Genomic DNA, 14,779 nt, shown 5'->3' with positions numbered 1-14,779 from the left:
TTATGTCTGGAGAAACCACTACAAAAGGAACCTGTGTGATCATTGGAGCAAGCCACGGAGGCGTTAATTGCGCAACCGCTTTACGCCGTGAAGGTTGGGAAGGCAATATCATCTTGATTGATGCAGATCCTGTAGTTCCGTACCATAAACCGCCTTTGTCCAAAGCGTATTTGACTAGTGATGATGCGATAGACAAAAATCTATTAAAGTCGCTGGAAAGTTATGAAAAAGACGCCATCGACTTGCGTTTGGGTGTCAAAGTAAACTCCATTCAACCTAAAGATAAAACGATTACTTTGTCCGACGGAGAAACTGTTGCCTATAATAAATTAGTCATTGCTACGGGTGCTCGTCCAATCATTCCACCGATTCCAGGATTGGATACTGCTGTTCATGTTTATCCTTTACGTACCGCTCAGAACATCAGTGATATACGTTGTTTTATGAAAAGCAGTACATTAAAACGTGTTGTGGTGATAGGAGGTGGTTATATCGGTCTAGAAACTGCCGCTTCGCTCAAAAAATTAGGGGCAGAAGTAGTGGTTCTCGAAAGAGAAGACCGCATCTTGGCTAGAGTAACAGCCCCCGAAATGTCCGCTTTTTTCCATGAGCTACATGCTCGCAATGGAGTAGAAGTACTTACAGGCAAAAACGTTTCGGCAATAGAAACGCATGACAGCTACAACGAAGTGATTTGCGCCGATGGTTCTCGATATCCTGCCGATATGTTAATTGTAGGTGTTGGAATTTTTGTGAACAAAGAACTGGCAGAACAAGCTCAATTGACTATCGAAAACGGAATCCTAGTTAACGAAAGAGCACAAACCAGCGACGAAAATATTTATGCTATTGGTGATTGCACTTTTCACTACAACCCACATTACAAACGCAATATTCGCTTAGAATCGGTTCAAAATGCCGTGGATCAGTCCAAAGTGGCTGCGGCTTCCATCTGCGGAAAATCTCCGGTTTACGATAGTATTCCGTGGTTTTGGTCCGATCAATACGATGTTAAGTTGCAAATGGTCGGTCTATCACAAGGCTACAACCAAATAATCTTGCGTCACGAACCAGCCAATCCCAACAGTTTTTCGGTTTGGTATTTTCAAGATGATGTTTTGCTGTCGGTAGATGCTGTTAACAATGCCAAAGCTTACGTAATCGGAACAAAACTCATCAAAGACGGTCATACGATAGATAAAGAAAAATTAGTCGCTGTAGAAGCTTTAAAAATGGATGCTATTTTAGTTTCTTAAATAAATGAGCCACTGATTTTCATCCGTTCGAGGTATGATTTTTTTCAAAAAACGCAATATAAAATGACGTTATTTGAATGTTTGTACTTCTAATTCCCCTCTCGAGAGGGGTTAGGGGTGTGGTTTTTAAGTGTTAGCAAATCAGCTGCTTAATATAGAACGTCAATGGTAGTGTTTTTATAAAGCGGAGCGGAATAAAAATGTATCGAGAACCATATTCATTTTTAGGAACTATTTCCTGCTGTGCGTTACAATATTTCTCATAAAAGTCCCCATTTCCCATGTCGCAAAAAGAGCTTCTTTCAGTCGCTTTTTTGCTCCAGGAAATGGGGACTTTTATTTCAAAATGATTTCCACTTCCATCAGGGTTAGGGGAGTTGGGGTGCTAATGACGATAACGGAATAAATATGTAAACTTATTTTAGGACGAGACATCTTGCTCGTGCCCGCAAAGAAAATCAAGTTTTGGTATATTTTTAAATTAGAAAATGATGTGATGTAGCAGGTGTGCACGAGCGGGCTATTAAAATTGAATTTAATAGCCGATTTTTTATTTTAATAGACTTCTATACAAATCAAAATCTTACATTTAATTAATTTTATTTATTTATTTTAAAATTTTATAGAACCAAAATTATTAAATACTAGAAAGGCTTTCAAATAGGAAAGCCATTTTAGTATTTGTAGTTTAATTTAAAACCCTTTGGCTTTTGGAGTTTGTATTCCACTTTCGTAGCGTATAGTGCTGTCGCTATCCAATTCTTTGAAATAATGGTAATAAGAACCATAACCACCATTTTTATTTTCTAAATCCAAACGCTCCTGTTTCCATTCTTTAAAACGTTTTGAAGCGGCTGCCTGATCTCCAATCAAAAAGAAATAATCATTTTTTGAAATGACGTTTCCACCTTTATCCGTAAGTTCTAAATTTACAAAAAACTTAGATTTTACAGTTTTCAACACTTTTTCATCAATTGCAAAAAATGATTTAGCACTATTTTCATCAATTGCATTTACAGCAAAATTCTTGTTTAGAACGATGTTTCCAGAATCATCCTTCACTTCAAATTTAACTTTGCAATCTTTGTATGATTTATAGAAATCATTGATAATCCAAATATTTCCTTTAAAAGCTTCGTTGTTTGACCAACGACGTTTGGTAAATTCAAAATTAACCAACAGTGGCTGATATGCTTTTTGCACAAAATAGTACGAATTTTTTGGCTTGCGATAATTATCTACAATTCCCCATTTCATATCGGGACCGTAAGTGATGTAATGACAAAGTGCGATACCACTCAAACTAGGTTTATCACGACGGAAATGTTCAATACCATTTTGAAAAATAATCCCTTGGGCATCTTGAGTGGCATTTACAAATTCTTCTAGAGAACCTTTCATTTCGCTACCAAAAACATCCCAGTTTTGCATACGCAAACGAGTCAAATCTGCCCAATGATGTCCCCAACTCAATCCTGGAGGCCACATTTCATTTTCTGGAATAAATTTCTTCAAACTCTCTACAGACGGAACCGAAGTAATGGCAAACTCAGGAACGATAGGGAAACCATCGGCTTTGGTTTGCAACCAATCTTCATGCAGCCATTCCCCCATATCATAAAAATATCGCAAGGCATGAATCGCTTCTTTTGGTTTGAAACCTGCTGCTTGACCAACAGGATCGGTCATTGGTGAATCTGGAACATATGGCAAATCTACATGAGCTTGCAAGGAATCGCCCAAACGTTCCAAGAAATCACGTCCAAATTTTGGATCACGAGTTCTAAACATCATTTCTTCTCCACCTTCCATCATAATCAATGAGGGATGATTTCTACGATCTACAACTACTTTTACGCCTTCATTAAAAATTTCTGATAAATTTTTCTCGTCAGACGGAATATTTCCTGTGCCCAACGGAATAATATCTTGCCAAACCGTCATCCCCATTTCGTCGCAATATTGATAAAATTCTGGAACTTCGGGAGGGTGCCATCCAAAAATACGAATGTTATTCATATTCATTTCTTTGGCCAAACGAATCAATTCTTTGTAGTCACTTTTTTCAGTACGTCCCACAAAAATATTTGGTGGTCCACCCCAACAAGCAGAACGAATAAAATGGAATTTTCCGTTGATATAAGTAGACCTAGGAAAAGTCACATCAACATCTTTCTTGAAACCAGGATTCCACTTTGAGGTCACTTCTCGAATACCAAAAGTTGTTTCTTTTACGTCTTGATTGATTTTTCCGTCTTTGATCGAAATCTTAGACTGGTACAAGTTTTGGTCTCCCAAATCCCAAGGCCACCATAATTTTGGATCCTTAATATGTACATTCTGGCTTAATTTATGAACACCAGGTGCTACCATCTTTTTGAAATCAAATCGCATTTCATTCATGTTAAAGTTCTTCCCTTTTAGAGAACCTTCAAAAGTCATTTCTTTAGTTTGATTCGTTTTATTTTCCACCGTAAGTTCCATATTCACATCGGCTGAACCATTTTTATTCAATTTTGTATGTGCATAAACATCCGTAAAACGAACCTTACCCGTACGTACCATATTTACAGGACCCACAATTCCAATTGGTGTAATGTCTCTCCAGTAATCACCAAACCAAGGTGTTTTTTTACCGGCTACAAACGCATTTACCTGTGGTGGCGTATCAAGTTTTACAACTAGCATGTTACGACCTTTAAGGAAATCCCATTTGTGAATACGCAGATAGTCATTTACGTTGAAAGAAAACTTCGAAAAAACACCCTCATGTTTACCTAGATAGTGACCGTTCAGCCATACTTCGCAGCCATAATCAACACTTTCAAAAACAATATCAACAATCTGGTTTTCTACTCCTTCAGTAACACTAAATTGCAGTGCGTACCACCACTCATATTGCTGTACCCATTGTGCTTTGACGCTATTACGACCAAAATGAGGGTCTTCAATCACCCCTGCTTTCCATAAATCGGTGTAGACATCACCAGGTACTTTGGCATTATTCCATACCAAGGTTTCGATATCCTCCGCCGGTAGTTTGTGGAGACCTTTTTTTACCCCTTCACCCGGAAGCATCATTTTAAATCGCCATCTCATTCCGTTCAAATCGGTAACCTGCTCATTTGTTTTCTCCAAAGATAGAGTCGTGTTAGGCTGGGCTACTGTAAGAGTAACGGAGCCTAGAGCAACAAAAATTGCAAAAAGCTTTCTAATGTTTTTCATACAATATAGTTTTAGTTGATTAAATAAAGTTCAAATTTACGAAATATATTTCATATGTAAACTATAAATTTATATATGAATATTTATATTTTATTTAAAGGTTTATTTTTTTGTTAAAACCTATTTAAGTGTAAAACAATTACACTATGGCATTACCATAAGCTACCGCAATAATTCCAATAGACATTATAGTTAATCCTGCAAACAACCAATTTTTACTTTGTGCTCCTGCCTTGTTCCATTCACCAGTAAAAAAACCTAAAAGATTGGCAACCATTATACAACCAGTTTGAAAAATGGCAAATCCAACTGAGGTTCCCAAAGGCCCTAATTCATAAGCACCCAAACCGTATATAATTAATGAAGCACAATATACAATTGCCATAACCAATAAAAGAACTAAATTTTTTGAGCTATCCGCTACTTTAAAATTAGACCAACTATTATTTTTTGATAATTGATTACTAAAATAGATCACCGTTGCAATTCCGCTACCTATAAACGAAGGCAACATCACGGCAATACGAGCAATCCAAGGTTGGTTACCAAATTGTTCTTGCGAAATTTGACCAATATGTCCCAAATTATCAGCCACATGATAGGAAAGATTAAAACCCGCCGCACAAATTCCGCCAATTACACAAAGGATAATTCCGTTTCTCATTTTATTTGGGTTGATATTGGTTTTGTCAGCTTCACTATTTTCAAATTTTTCTCGCAATAATCCCGCTTTTCCGTTGGCTATAATTCCGATCATGATGATGAAAATTCCTCCTAGAATCACCATGCCACCCGGAGTTCCTATTTTGTCGGCACTTCCCATAAAAAATGGCAACAAAGAGCCAGACAAGGTTCCTACTCCAATTAAAAGTGAAAAACCCAGAGCCATTCCGATTTTAGAAATACTTATTCCCCATAACAAATTCCCGATTCCCCATAGAATACTCAGTCCTAAAATCAGTAAAAATAATGAAGAGGATACTTGGCTATACGTTTCTATTAACCCATCTACAAGTGCAAAAGCAGAAATAACAGGTATGACAAACATGGCCAGTACCCAAAAAACACCCCAGGTATTTTCGATAGCGTAATTTTTTACATATTTACTTGGCAAGGCGTAAAAACCTAGCATAACAGCGGCCATCAAGACCCAAAAGATTCCTATTCCCATAGATATTATAGTTATTGGTTGTTATTTTTATAAAAAAACCATTAGAAACGGCATATTTGGTTTATCTCTAATGGTTATTGAGTTGTTTATCTATTTTAATCGTTGTAATCTAGGTAAACTGTTCTTTTTTGCAAGAAACCTTCAATACCATAAATGCCGTCCTCTCCTCCAATCCCAGAAGTTTTGTGACCGGAATGGTATCCTTGAATGTAGCCTACAATTCCGCGATTTATGAATATCGTTCCTACTTGCATTTGGTCAATCGCAGTCATATGGCGCTTGTAATTGTTGGTATATAGATATGCAGATAGTCCTTCTTCACGAGCATTGGTTAAAGCCAGTGCTTCTTCAAAACCAGAAACTTTCATAATGGGTAAAACTGGACCAAATATCTCTTCTTGCATGGTAACATGATCGTTTTTGACGTTTGTCAAAATGGTTGGTTCGTACCAGTTTCCTTTTTCGAACATAGCTCCATCAGGACGTTTTCCACCCAAAACCAATTCTGCTCCTTGCTCAATATTCTTTTTCACCAAGCCATCAATCCGCTCCATACCTAACGAACTTACTCCAGGGCCCATATTTACAGAAGTATCAAAAGGATCACCCACTTTTATTTCTTTCACTCTTTTGATTAATTTATCGGTGAACTCATCGGCTATTTTTTCATCAACCATCACCATTTCGTTACAAATACAAACTTGTCCACAGTTAGCGTAGCGAGAAATAGCTGCTGCTTCGACCGCTTTTTCAATATCGGCATCGTCACAAACAATAAAAGGTGCTTTTCCTCCTAATTCTAATGTCAAAGCCGTAACATTATGCGCTACTGCTTTGTAAATCCCTCTTCCAGCACGCGTGCTACCGGTTAAACTCACCAATTTGGTAATCGGACTTTCAACTAATAACGAAGCTGCTTCGGCATTTTGAGTTACAACCATATTCACCACTCCCTTTGGAACTCCTACTTCATGCACCAAGCGACAAAATTCTGATGCCGTGACTGGTGTCAATTCATGCGGTTTAATAATCATAGTATTTCCTGTAACCAAAGCTGGTCCTACTTTTCGACCAATCAAAGCCAAAGGAAAATTAAAAGCACACAAACCTACAGTAACTCCGTAAGGTACTTTGTAGATTGCTAAATGTTCGTTTTTATTTTCAGAAGGAAACATAGAACCTTGAATTCGACGTGCGGCTTCGGCATTATATGTTAAATACTGAATCGTTCCATCTACTTCGCCTTGTGCTTCTGGAAATGTTTTTCCTTGCTCTAAAACCAATAGTTTGGCAAAATGATCGCGTTCTTCTTTCAATTTGTCAGCAATAGCAAACAAATATAACGCACGTTGGTGTGCTGGTGTCAATTGCCATGCGAGCTGCGCTTTTTCTGAAGATTCTAAGGCGTATTGCACATCTTCTTTCGAACAAGCGGTTACCGTTGCAAAAACTTCCAGATTAGCTGGATTTTCTACTTTAATACTATCGCGAGTCGAAGAATCTAACCATTCTCCGTTGATGTAACATTTGTAATGTTGAATATTTTGGTTCATTTTGATATAGTTATTTAAAATTAGGCGTTCTTTTTTCGATAAAGGCTTTAAAACCTTCTATTCCATCTGGCGTTTCATATAATGGATTAACTAGAGCAGTTTCTAGTTGCAAAGCTTGTTGTAGATTCATCCCTTGACTTTCAAGAGTAAATTTCTTAATGCTTGCCATCGCTTCTCCTGCGCCAGAGGCTAAATTTTTACAATAGTCTAAAACATCCTTTTCGAAAGTATCCGCAGGATATAAGTGATTGATTAGTCCGAATTGATGTGCCGTTACGGCATTAATCGTGTTTCCAGTTACGAGCAATTCCATTGCGCGACTTGCACCAATAAGAGTAATTAATCGAACTGTTCCTCCATTTCCAGGAATCAGTCCAAGTTTAATTTCTGGAAGACCAATAAGATAATTTCCTTGAGAGGCTAATCGAATGTCGCAAGCCATAGCCAATTCCAATCCACCGCCTAGAATATGACCTCTAAAAGCTGCAATGAAAATTTTTGTACTTGTGCTTATTAAATGACAAACACGACGAGCGGCCACAACCATTTCTTTATTTTGTTCTACAGTATTGCTGCCAAAAACTTTGATATCGGCACCTGCGCAAAAAAACTTTTCGGATGCGCTTTTGATTAACACAACTTTTATAGTTTGATCTTGATTAATTTTTTCAATCGTATCTCCTAATGCTGTTAAGAAATTCAATTCGTAACTATTTGCAGGTGGTTTGTTTAAGGTGATAGTGGTAAGCGCTCCGTTCTGTGAGCAAATAATTATATCCATGTTTTAATTGTTAAATATTATTTATATGTAAAAATACTATTTACATATGAATAAAACAACAAGTTTTATATAGACAATAACTAGACCATACACAATTTTAGTTAAGCTTGGTAACCACATCTTTACTTTTAAACCATATAAGACATAAAGCTTTACGTTGCTTGAAATTGTAAAGTAGTTAAAAAGGAAGTCCATATAAGTTTTGTCGCTTTAAAGCAACAAACGTAAAGCAAGCAAAATCGACAAAGTTTGTCATTCTGGAAGAAACGCTACACAAACTACTTCCGTTCTAAGTTTAATAAACGTTTGGTTTATAGCAAACAGATTAAAGCAAACCACATCTACAAAGTCATTGCGACGAAGAGCCTGTCCCGCTTTTTCGGGAAAGCAATCACGTAAACTGCATCAGTTTTTGAAAGAAATAAGTTGCTGCTGTGATATTTGTTCTCCAACCTTTATGGATAATTGGATTGTGTGCGAAGTCAGGAGACATTCGCACAGCGGTGTATTAGAAATCCCTGTTCCGTACAGTTTATTGGCTGCCAATAACGTGGTTTCGGTGCAATTTCCAGATGCAGGCGGACATGTAAGTAGTGTATGTTTACAAGTGAATAATTTCAGTCACAATATTCGTCTTTTATCGAATGAGAAATTTCAGTATGACAATCAAATCAGTATTTCTCCAAATCCAGCCAAAGAACAAGCAGTGCTGACAATCGTGGATGATTTGGTCAATAGCACGGCCAATATATACAATGTTCAAGGAGCTTTGGTGCAAGAAGTACATTTGGTACAGTTGGCCAACAAACTTGATATAAGTAAATTAACTAAAGGTGTTTATTTTGTAGTTATAGTGAAGAATAACATTAAAATGGCCAAAACGAAATTGATCGTAAATTAGGTTGGATTGGTTCCTAATTAAAAAATAACCAATTTGGTATCGGACATTCAACTAGTAACGAAGCTGCTTCGGCATTTTGTGTAACAACCATATTCACTACTCCTTTTGGAACACCTACTTCATGTACCAAACGACAAAATTCTGATGCCGTTACTGGTGTTAATTCATGTGGTTTGATAATCAATGTTGTATATTTTGGTTAGTTATTTAAAATTAGGTGTTCTTTTCTCGATAAAAGCTTGAAAACCTTCGATTCCGTCTGGAGTTTCATACAATGGATTCACCAAAGCGGTTTCCAAATATAAAGCTTGTTGTGCATTTAATCCTTGACTTTCTAAAACAAATTTCTTGATACTTGCCATAGCTTCTCCTGCGCCAGCAGCTAGTGCGGTGCAATATTGATTCACATCATTTTCAAATGAATCTGCAGGAAATAATTGATTGATTAGTCTAAATTGATGCGCTGTAACGGCATTAATCGTGTTTCCTGTAACGAGTAATTCCATAGCACGACTTGCGCCTATAAGATTAATCAAACGTACGGTTCTACCATTTCCTAGAATGAGTCCGAGCTTAATTTCCGGAAGGCCAATAAGGTAATTGCCTAGAGCTGCCAAACGAATGTCGCAAGCCATAGCCAGTTCCAATGCACCACCAAGGATATGTTCATTAAAGGCAGCGATAAATATATTGTTACTAGTGCTAATTAAATGACAAACTCTGCGGGCCGCCACGACCATTTCTTTGTTCGATAGTGTTTGTTCCAAAAACTTTGATGTCTGCTCCAGCACAGAAAAACTTTTCTGAAGCGCTATTAATTAAAACAACCTTGATGGTTCGGTCTTGGTTAGTAGTTTCGATCGTATCGGCTAAAGCCGTTAAAAAACTAGTTCATAACTGTTGGCAGGTGGTTTATTTAAGGTGATCGTTGCATGTGCTCCAGTCTGTGAGCGAATAATTGATTCCATGTATTAGTAGTTAATTGGTATTTATATATAAATAAAAACAACTGATTTAACATAGATATTAACTAGACAAGACTACAGAAGAACTATGATATAGATAGTTTTTTTAGTTTCTACTTATATTGATCATCAGAAACGAATGATTTGATTACCAATAAGAGAAGTTACTAACTATTAGTAAGACATAAAATAGGGTAAGGATTATTTATGCAGATTGTCTTGTTTTTATCAAATAATAAGAGGGTTAAATAGGAGTAGATAATTTACGGGTTAAGAACGTAATTAATGATTTTTATTTAGATTGTGGATGAAAGATTGAAGGTAACGGGTAGATATACGCAAGTTTAATTGTATTTTTGGATTCGTAAAATTATAATTTAAAGTTTTTTCTGTCTTTTAATCAAGCCTTAGTTTTAACTTAATTTTACGCTTTATTGTAGCAATTTTGAGTAATTTGCGGTCTATATTAAAATGAATAGATGAGAATTGCAATTGTTTGTTACCCAACCTTTGGAGGTAGTGGTGTTGTCGCAACAGAGTTAGGATTAGAGTTAGGTCGAATGGGTCATGAGGTACATTTTATCACCTATAGCCAACCCGTGCGCTTGGCGTTGTTGAATCCTAATGTACATTACCATGAGGTAAACGTTCCTGAATATCCTTTGTTTCACTACCAACCCTATGAGTTGGCTTTGTCAAGCAAATTGGTAGATATGGTCAAATTGTATAATATTGAAATCCTTCATGTACATTATGCTATTCCTCATGCGTATGCAGGGTATATGGCAAGACAAATGCTGAAAGATGAAGGTATTCATATACCGATGGTAACAACTTTACACGGTACAGATATTACTTTGGTAGGGAATCATCCATTCTATAAACCTGCAGTGAGTTTTAGTATCAATAAATCTGATGTAGTGACTTCGGTATCTCAAAGTTTAAAAGATGATACCTATCGTTTACTGAATATCAAACGTGATATTCATGTGATTCCAAATTTTATTGAACTAGATAAAAATATTCTAGACCCACATATTCCTTGTCGTCGTTCGGTAATGGCAGAAAAAGGAGAAAAAATTATTACTCATATTAGTAATTTTAGGAAAGTAAAACGTATTCCAGATATTATTAGAATTTTTCATAAAATTCAACAAAAAATTCCAGCCAAATTAATGATGGTAGGGGATGGTCCTGAAAAAGAAAAGGCAGAGGTATTGTGTCAAGAATTAGGGATTTCAGATAAAGTTATCTTTTTTGGAAACAGTCACGAAATTGATAAAATTTTGAGCTATTCAGATTTGTTTTTGCTCCCTTCGGAGACAGAAAGTTTTGGTCTTGCCGCTTTAGAAGCTATGGCTTGGGGAGTCCCTGTGATTTCGAGTAATTCTGGAGGTTTACCTGAGGTAAATTTCTCTGGAGTTTCTGGGTACTTGAGTGATGTAGGAAACATTGATGAAATGGCAGAAAATGCCGTTAAAATTTTGAGTGATGATTTAGTACTTTGTGAATTCAAGAAAAATGCACTGGAAGTAGCTAAGAAATTTGATATCAAAAATATCTTGCCACTTTATGTTAACTTGTATGAGGTAGCTTTGGAAAAGTATGCTAAGAAAACCAAATCACCATCTGACTTGAATTAAATAGTAAAAAAATGAAAAAGGTAGGATTCTTATTGTTTTCATTAATGTTAGTGTCTTGTGGTTCTAAGGTTGTTAAAACAACTAAAACTCCACCTCTATATGAAGTGCTAACACAACAATCTACGGGTGGTGCAAATATTCATTTTTATGAGATTCTGTCTGAACCCAATGAGATTAAAATGTTGCAAAATGATCCCTTTTTGCGAAATAAAATAAGTAACACCGATATTCAAAAATCGAATTTCTTGATTTTAAATATGGGCGAGCAAGCCACAGGTGGTTATTCAATAGGAGTGGAGAGAGTTGAACAAACCAAAGACTCTATAATTGTCAAAATAGAAGAATTAAGTCCTAAACTTACTGATATGGTAACTCAGGGAATTACTTATCCATACTGTGTGATTAAGATTAATTCAAAAAAATCAATTAGTATCAAATAAAAAATGCCGCTCAATTAATGAGCGGCATTTTCAGTATGAGTTGTTCTTAGTTAAATTGGTATCTTAAAGATAATGCAACATCAGAACCATAATTATTTTTGTAATATCCATTTCCACCAAATTCAGGACGGAAATCTAGAGAGATTAACAATGGAATAGGGAAGTTGTACTCAATTCCAATATCTCCAGCAGCAAAAAAGAACGTATCGCTATATGATGTTCCTTTATGGTCATATTTATAATTTCCTAATCCACCACCTACACCAGCATACCAGTTGAAACCTCCATCAATATTCCAAACCCATTGGTAAAGTCCCGTTAATTTGATGGCGTTGTCGTCATAACCACTATTGTTGTAATTATTTCTATTTCTCCACCCTAAGTCTAATTCTAGTCTGTTGTTGCTAGATAAACCTCTTTGGTATGAAATTTCTCCTCCAAAACCGCCACTATCACCAAAACGCAATCCTAATGCATTTTTAGAAATAGTTTGTGCTTGTGTGCTGAATGCTAATCCCATTAACATAATAGCCGATAAAATAAGTTTCTTCATAAAATTTATAATTTGTTTAAGGCAAATATACTTAATAAAAAAGTCTAAATTTTATATAATTTTTTGAATAAATTACATAATTCACAGTAAGATTATAACTATAATTTAAGTTGATAGTTTTGGTGGTACTGTTTTATTTAGAAAAAAGAATAGAAGCTATTAATTTAGTGTTTAAAATTTCTTCTTCTTCTGTTGAGTTTTCATTATCTAAATAGTAGGATTCGTCATAACGTCTCAATTTCCATTTTTTCTTATTGTATTCTAAGGCAGTCAAGTTTTCTACCCAATCTCCAGAATTTAAATAAAGGGTACTTCCATTTTTATTTGTTTTTTGAATCATTTTAGGTTCGTGTATATGACCACAAATAACATAATCATAGTTGTTTTCAATGGCTAACTCAGTGGCGGTTTCTTCAAAATCGGATATATGCTTGACCGCTTTTTTGACACTTGCTTTTATTTTTTTGGAAAAAGAATAAGGTTCTTTTCCTATTTTGTTCAAACACCAATTAACTAGTCGATTGAGTAGGATTAAATAGTCGTATCCTAATCCTCCTAATTTGGCAATCCATTTGGCATGATTGACAGAAGCATCAAATACATCTCCATGAAATATCCACGCTTTTTTGTCATCCAATTCCAAAACCAATTTATCCACCAATGAAAAATTCCCCATGTTTAGATCGCTAAATTTTCTTAGCATTTCATCATGATTTCCGGTGATGTAATACACTTTGGTTCCTTTGGACGCAAAACTGATGATTTTTTGAATCACCTTTAAATGCGACTTAGGAAAATAGGACTTTCTAAATTGCCAAATGTCTATAATATCCCCATTTAAGACTAAAGTATTGGGTTTTATAGAGTTCAAGTACTTGTATAACTCTTTGGCATGACTACCATAAGTCCCTAGATGGGTGTCTGAAATGACTACTAATTCAACTTTTCTTTTTTTCAATGTATTCTAATTTGAATTAGGACAAATTAAAACCATTGGTACTTTTTAAAACTAAACTTAAAGTTAAGATTTGGACGCCAATATTAATTCAAAGTCAAATTTTAGCATTTTTCTTTATGATAGGCTAAAAAAATCACGATAATCATAGTATAGTATTTAAAATGTCTGTTTTTTTGATTTAGATTGAATGCATAATCCGTATAAAATAGTATTTTTGTTAAAAATTAATTATAATGGCAGGAAATAGCTACGGCACACTATTTAGATTAACAACTTTTGGAGAGTCACACGGAGAAGCCTTAGGCGGAATTATAGATGGATGTCCATCAGGAATAACATTAGATTTTGACGCTATTCAACTTGAAATGTCAAGAAGAAAACCAGGTCAATCAGCAATTGTTACCCAAAGAAAAGAACCAGACGATGTTCAGTTTTTGTCAGGTATTTTTGAGGGGAAAACTACTGGGACACCTATTGGTTTTATTATCCCAAATACCAATCAAAAATCCGATGATTACTCTCATATCAAAGACAATTATAGACCTAGTCATGCTGATTATGTGTATGATCAAAAATATGGTTCTAGAGATTATCGTGGTGGAGGAAGAAGTTCTGCACGTGAAACCGCTAGTAGAGTAGTAGGAGGAGCTATTGCTAAACAAATGTTACCTGAGATTAAAATCAATGCGTATGTTTCTTCTGTAGGTCCGATTTATTTGGAGAAACCTTACCAAGATTTGGATTTTTCTAAAATTGAAAGCAATCCTGTACGTTGTCCAGATGAAGCTTTAGCAGCTGAAATGGAAGAATATATTCGTGAAATTCGTAAAGAAGGTGATACAGTAGGAGGTACTGTAACTTGCGTGATTCAAAATGTGCCGATCGGATTGGGAGAGCCAGTTTTTGATAAATTACACGCTGAATTAGGAAAAGCAATGCTTTCAATCAATGCTGTAAAAGGATTTGAATTTGGAAGTGGTTTTTGTGGTTCTAAAATGAAAGGAAGTGAACATAACGACCTTTACAATCCAGATGGAACAACTAAGACGAATCTTTCAGGTGGTATTCAAGGTGGTATTAGCAACGGAATGGATATTTATTTCAGAGTAGCTTTCAAGCCAGTAGCTACCATCATGAAAAAACAAGAATCATTAGATAATAAAGGGAATATAACGGAGATGACTGGAAAAGGACGTCACGATCCTTGTGTAGTTCCTCGTGCAGTACCTATTGTGGAAGCAATGGCTGCAATAGTTTTGGCAGATTTCTATTTAATCAATAAAACCTACAAATAAGGAGGTAAATTTGATTATCAAAAATAAGGGTATTGTTT

At 35.6% G+C, this 14,779-nt stretch carries 14 protein-coding genes; 5 read left to right on the top strand and 9 right to left on the bottom strand.

The window, feature by feature from the left end; all coding sequences use genetic code 11:
* Positions 1 to 2 precede the first annotated feature (2 nt).
* A complete protein-coding gene (locus ABZP37_RS14535; RefSeq protein WP_366183817.1) occupies positions 3 to 1,256 on the top strand; it encodes an FAD-dependent oxidoreductase in 1,254 nt (417 codons plus the stop codon).
* 693 nt (positions 1,257 to 1,949) lie between these two features.
* Here ABZP37_RS14535 and ABZP37_RS14530 read toward each other — a convergent pair.
* The 4 genes from ABZP37_RS14530 to ABZP37_RS14515 form a co-directional block, all read right to left on the bottom strand.
* Complete coding sequence (locus tag ABZP37_RS14530; RefSeq protein WP_366183816.1) at positions 1,950 to 4,481, bottom strand: sugar-binding domain-containing protein; 2,532 nt, start codon at positions 4,479 to 4,481, stop codon at positions 1,950 to 1,952.
* Between the two features lie 139 nt (positions 4,482 to 4,620).
* A complete protein-coding gene (locus ABZP37_RS14525; protein WP_366183815.1) occupies positions 4,621 to 5,652 on the bottom strand; it encodes an L-rhamnose/proton symporter RhaT in 1,032 nt (343 codons plus the stop codon).
* Between the two features lie 95 nt (positions 5,653 to 5,747).
* On the bottom strand, positions 5,748 to 7,205 hold the full coding sequence (locus tag ABZP37_RS14520; protein ID WP_264619072.1) for an aldehyde dehydrogenase family protein: 1,458 nt from the start codon (positions 7,203 to 7,205) through the stop codon (positions 5,748 to 5,750).
* A 10-nt stretch (positions 7,206 to 7,215) separates the two neighbouring features.
* Positions 7,216 to 7,986: an enoyl-CoA hydratase-related protein gene (locus ABZP37_RS14515; protein ID WP_366183814.1), complete on the bottom strand. Its 771-nt coding sequence runs from the start codon at positions 7,984 to 7,986 to the stop codon at positions 7,216 to 7,218.
* Between the two features lie 412 nt (positions 7,987 to 8,398).
* Between ABZP37_RS14515 and ABZP37_RS14510 the strand changes: the two genes are divergently transcribed.
* Positions 8,399 to 8,887: a T9SS type A sorting domain-containing protein gene (locus ABZP37_RS14510; protein WP_366183813.1), complete on the top strand. Its 489-nt coding sequence runs from the start codon at positions 8,399 to 8,401 to the stop codon at positions 8,885 to 8,887.
* Positions 8,888 to 8,900: 13 nt separating this feature from the next.
* On the opposite strand, the gene ABZP37_RS14505 is transcribed toward ABZP37_RS14510, so the two are convergent.
* Genes ABZP37_RS14505 through ABZP37_RS14495 form a run of 3 tightly spaced genes read right to left on the bottom strand, consistent with a single transcriptional unit; the run spans position 8,901 to position 9,748 of the window.
* Entirely contained in the window at positions 8,901 to 9,071 is a 171-nt protein-coding gene (locus ABZP37_RS14505; protein ID WP_366183812.1) for an aldehyde dehydrogenase family protein, read from the bottom strand.
* Between the two features lie 19 nt (positions 9,072 to 9,090).
* Complete coding sequence (locus tag ABZP37_RS14500) at positions 9,091 to 9,654, bottom strand: enoyl-CoA hydratase-related protein (RefSeq protein ID WP_366183811.1); 564 nt, start codon at positions 9,652 to 9,654, stop codon at positions 9,091 to 9,093.
* Entirely contained in the window at positions 9,590 to 9,748 is a 159-nt protein-coding gene (locus ABZP37_RS14495; protein WP_366187546.1) for an enoyl-CoA hydratase/isomerase family protein, read from the bottom strand. Before ABZP37_RS14495 ends, ABZP37_RS14500 begins: the two co-directional genes overlap by 65 nt.
* A 583-nt stretch (positions 9,749 to 10,331) precedes the next feature.
* On the opposite strand from ABZP37_RS14495, the gene bshA reads away from it, so the two are divergent.
* Together bshA and ABZP37_RS14485 are read left to right on the top strand one after the other, a co-directional pair.
* Positions 10,332 to 11,495: an N-acetyl-alpha-D-glucosaminyl L-malate synthase BshA gene (gene bshA, locus ABZP37_RS14490; protein ID WP_366183810.1), complete on the top strand. Its 1,164-nt coding sequence runs from the start codon at positions 10,332 to 10,334 to the stop codon at positions 11,493 to 11,495.
* 11 nt (positions 11,496 to 11,506) lie between these two features.
* On the top strand, positions 11,507 to 11,935 hold the full coding sequence (locus ABZP37_RS14485) for a protease complex subunit PrcB family protein (protein ID WP_366183809.1): 429 nt from the start codon (positions 11,507 to 11,509) through the stop codon (positions 11,933 to 11,935).
* Positions 11,936 to 11,981: 46 nt separating this feature from the next.
* Here the strand turns inward: ABZP37_RS14485 and ABZP37_RS14480 are convergent, their stop codons facing one another.
* Positions 11,982 to 12,488: a hypothetical protein gene (locus tag ABZP37_RS14480; RefSeq protein WP_366183808.1), complete on the bottom strand. Its 507-nt coding sequence runs from the start codon at positions 12,486 to 12,488 to the stop codon at positions 11,982 to 11,984.
* Positions 12,489 to 12,621: 133 nt separating this feature from the next.
* On the bottom strand, positions 12,622 to 13,446 hold the full coding sequence (locus tag ABZP37_RS14475; protein ID WP_366183807.1) for a UDP-2,3-diacylglucosamine diphosphatase: 825 nt from the start codon (positions 13,444 to 13,446) through the stop codon (positions 12,622 to 12,624).
* A gap of 233 nt (positions 13,447 to 13,679) precedes the next feature.
* Here ABZP37_RS14475 and aroC point away from each other — a divergent pair, with 233 nt between their 5' ends.
* A complete protein-coding gene (aroC, locus tag ABZP37_RS14470) occupies positions 13,680 to 14,741 on the top strand; it encodes a chorismate synthase (RefSeq protein WP_366183806.1) in 1,062 nt (353 codons plus the stop codon).
* Positions 14,742 to 14,779: the final 38 nt, after the last annotated feature.

Source organism: Flavobacterium ovatum, from assembly GCF_040703125.1.
Taxonomy (GTDB): Bacteria; Bacteroidota; Bacteroidia; order Flavobacteriales; family Flavobacteriaceae; genus Flavobacterium; species Flavobacterium ovatum.
The sequence above is the reverse complement of the archived record's forward strand: the minus strand, read 5'-3'. Positions and strand labels throughout refer to the sequence as shown.

Excerpts from the sequence above, each read along its gene's own strand:
- ABZP37_RS14535 (WP_366183817.1), top strand. The coding sequence starts at position 3 with ATGTCTGGAGAAACCACTACAAAAGGAACCTGTGTGATCATTGGAGCA.
- bshA (WP_366183810.1), top strand. The coding sequence starts at position 10,332 with ATGAGAATTGCAATTGTTTGTTACCCAACCTTTGGAGGTAGTGGTGTT.
- aroC (WP_366183806.1), top strand. The coding sequence starts at position 13,680 with ATGGCAGGAAATAGCTACGGCACACTATTTAGATTAACAACTTTTGGA.
- ABZP37_RS14480 (WP_366183808.1), bottom strand. The coding sequence starts at position 12,488 with ATGAAGAAACTTATTTTATCGGCTATTATGTTAATGGGATTAGCATTC.
- ABZP37_RS14515 (WP_366183814.1), bottom strand. The coding sequence starts at position 7,986 with ATGGATATAATTATTTGCTCACAGAACGGAGCGCTTACCACTATCACC.
- ABZP37_RS14530 (WP_366183816.1), bottom strand. The coding sequence starts at position 4,481 with ATGAAAAACATTAGAAAGCTTTTTGCAATTTTTGTTGCTCTAGGCTCC.
- ABZP37_RS14485 (WP_366183809.1), top strand. The coding sequence starts at position 11,507 with ATGAAAAAGGTAGGATTCTTATTGTTTTCATTAATGTTAGTGTCTTGT.
- ABZP37_RS14520 (WP_264619072.1), bottom strand. The coding sequence starts at position 7,205 with ATGAACCAAAATATTCAACATTACAAATGTTACATCAACGGAGAATGG.
- ABZP37_RS14525 (WP_366183815.1), bottom strand. The coding sequence starts at position 5,652 with ATGGGAATAGGAATCTTTTGGGTCTTGATGGCCGCTGTTATGCTAGGT.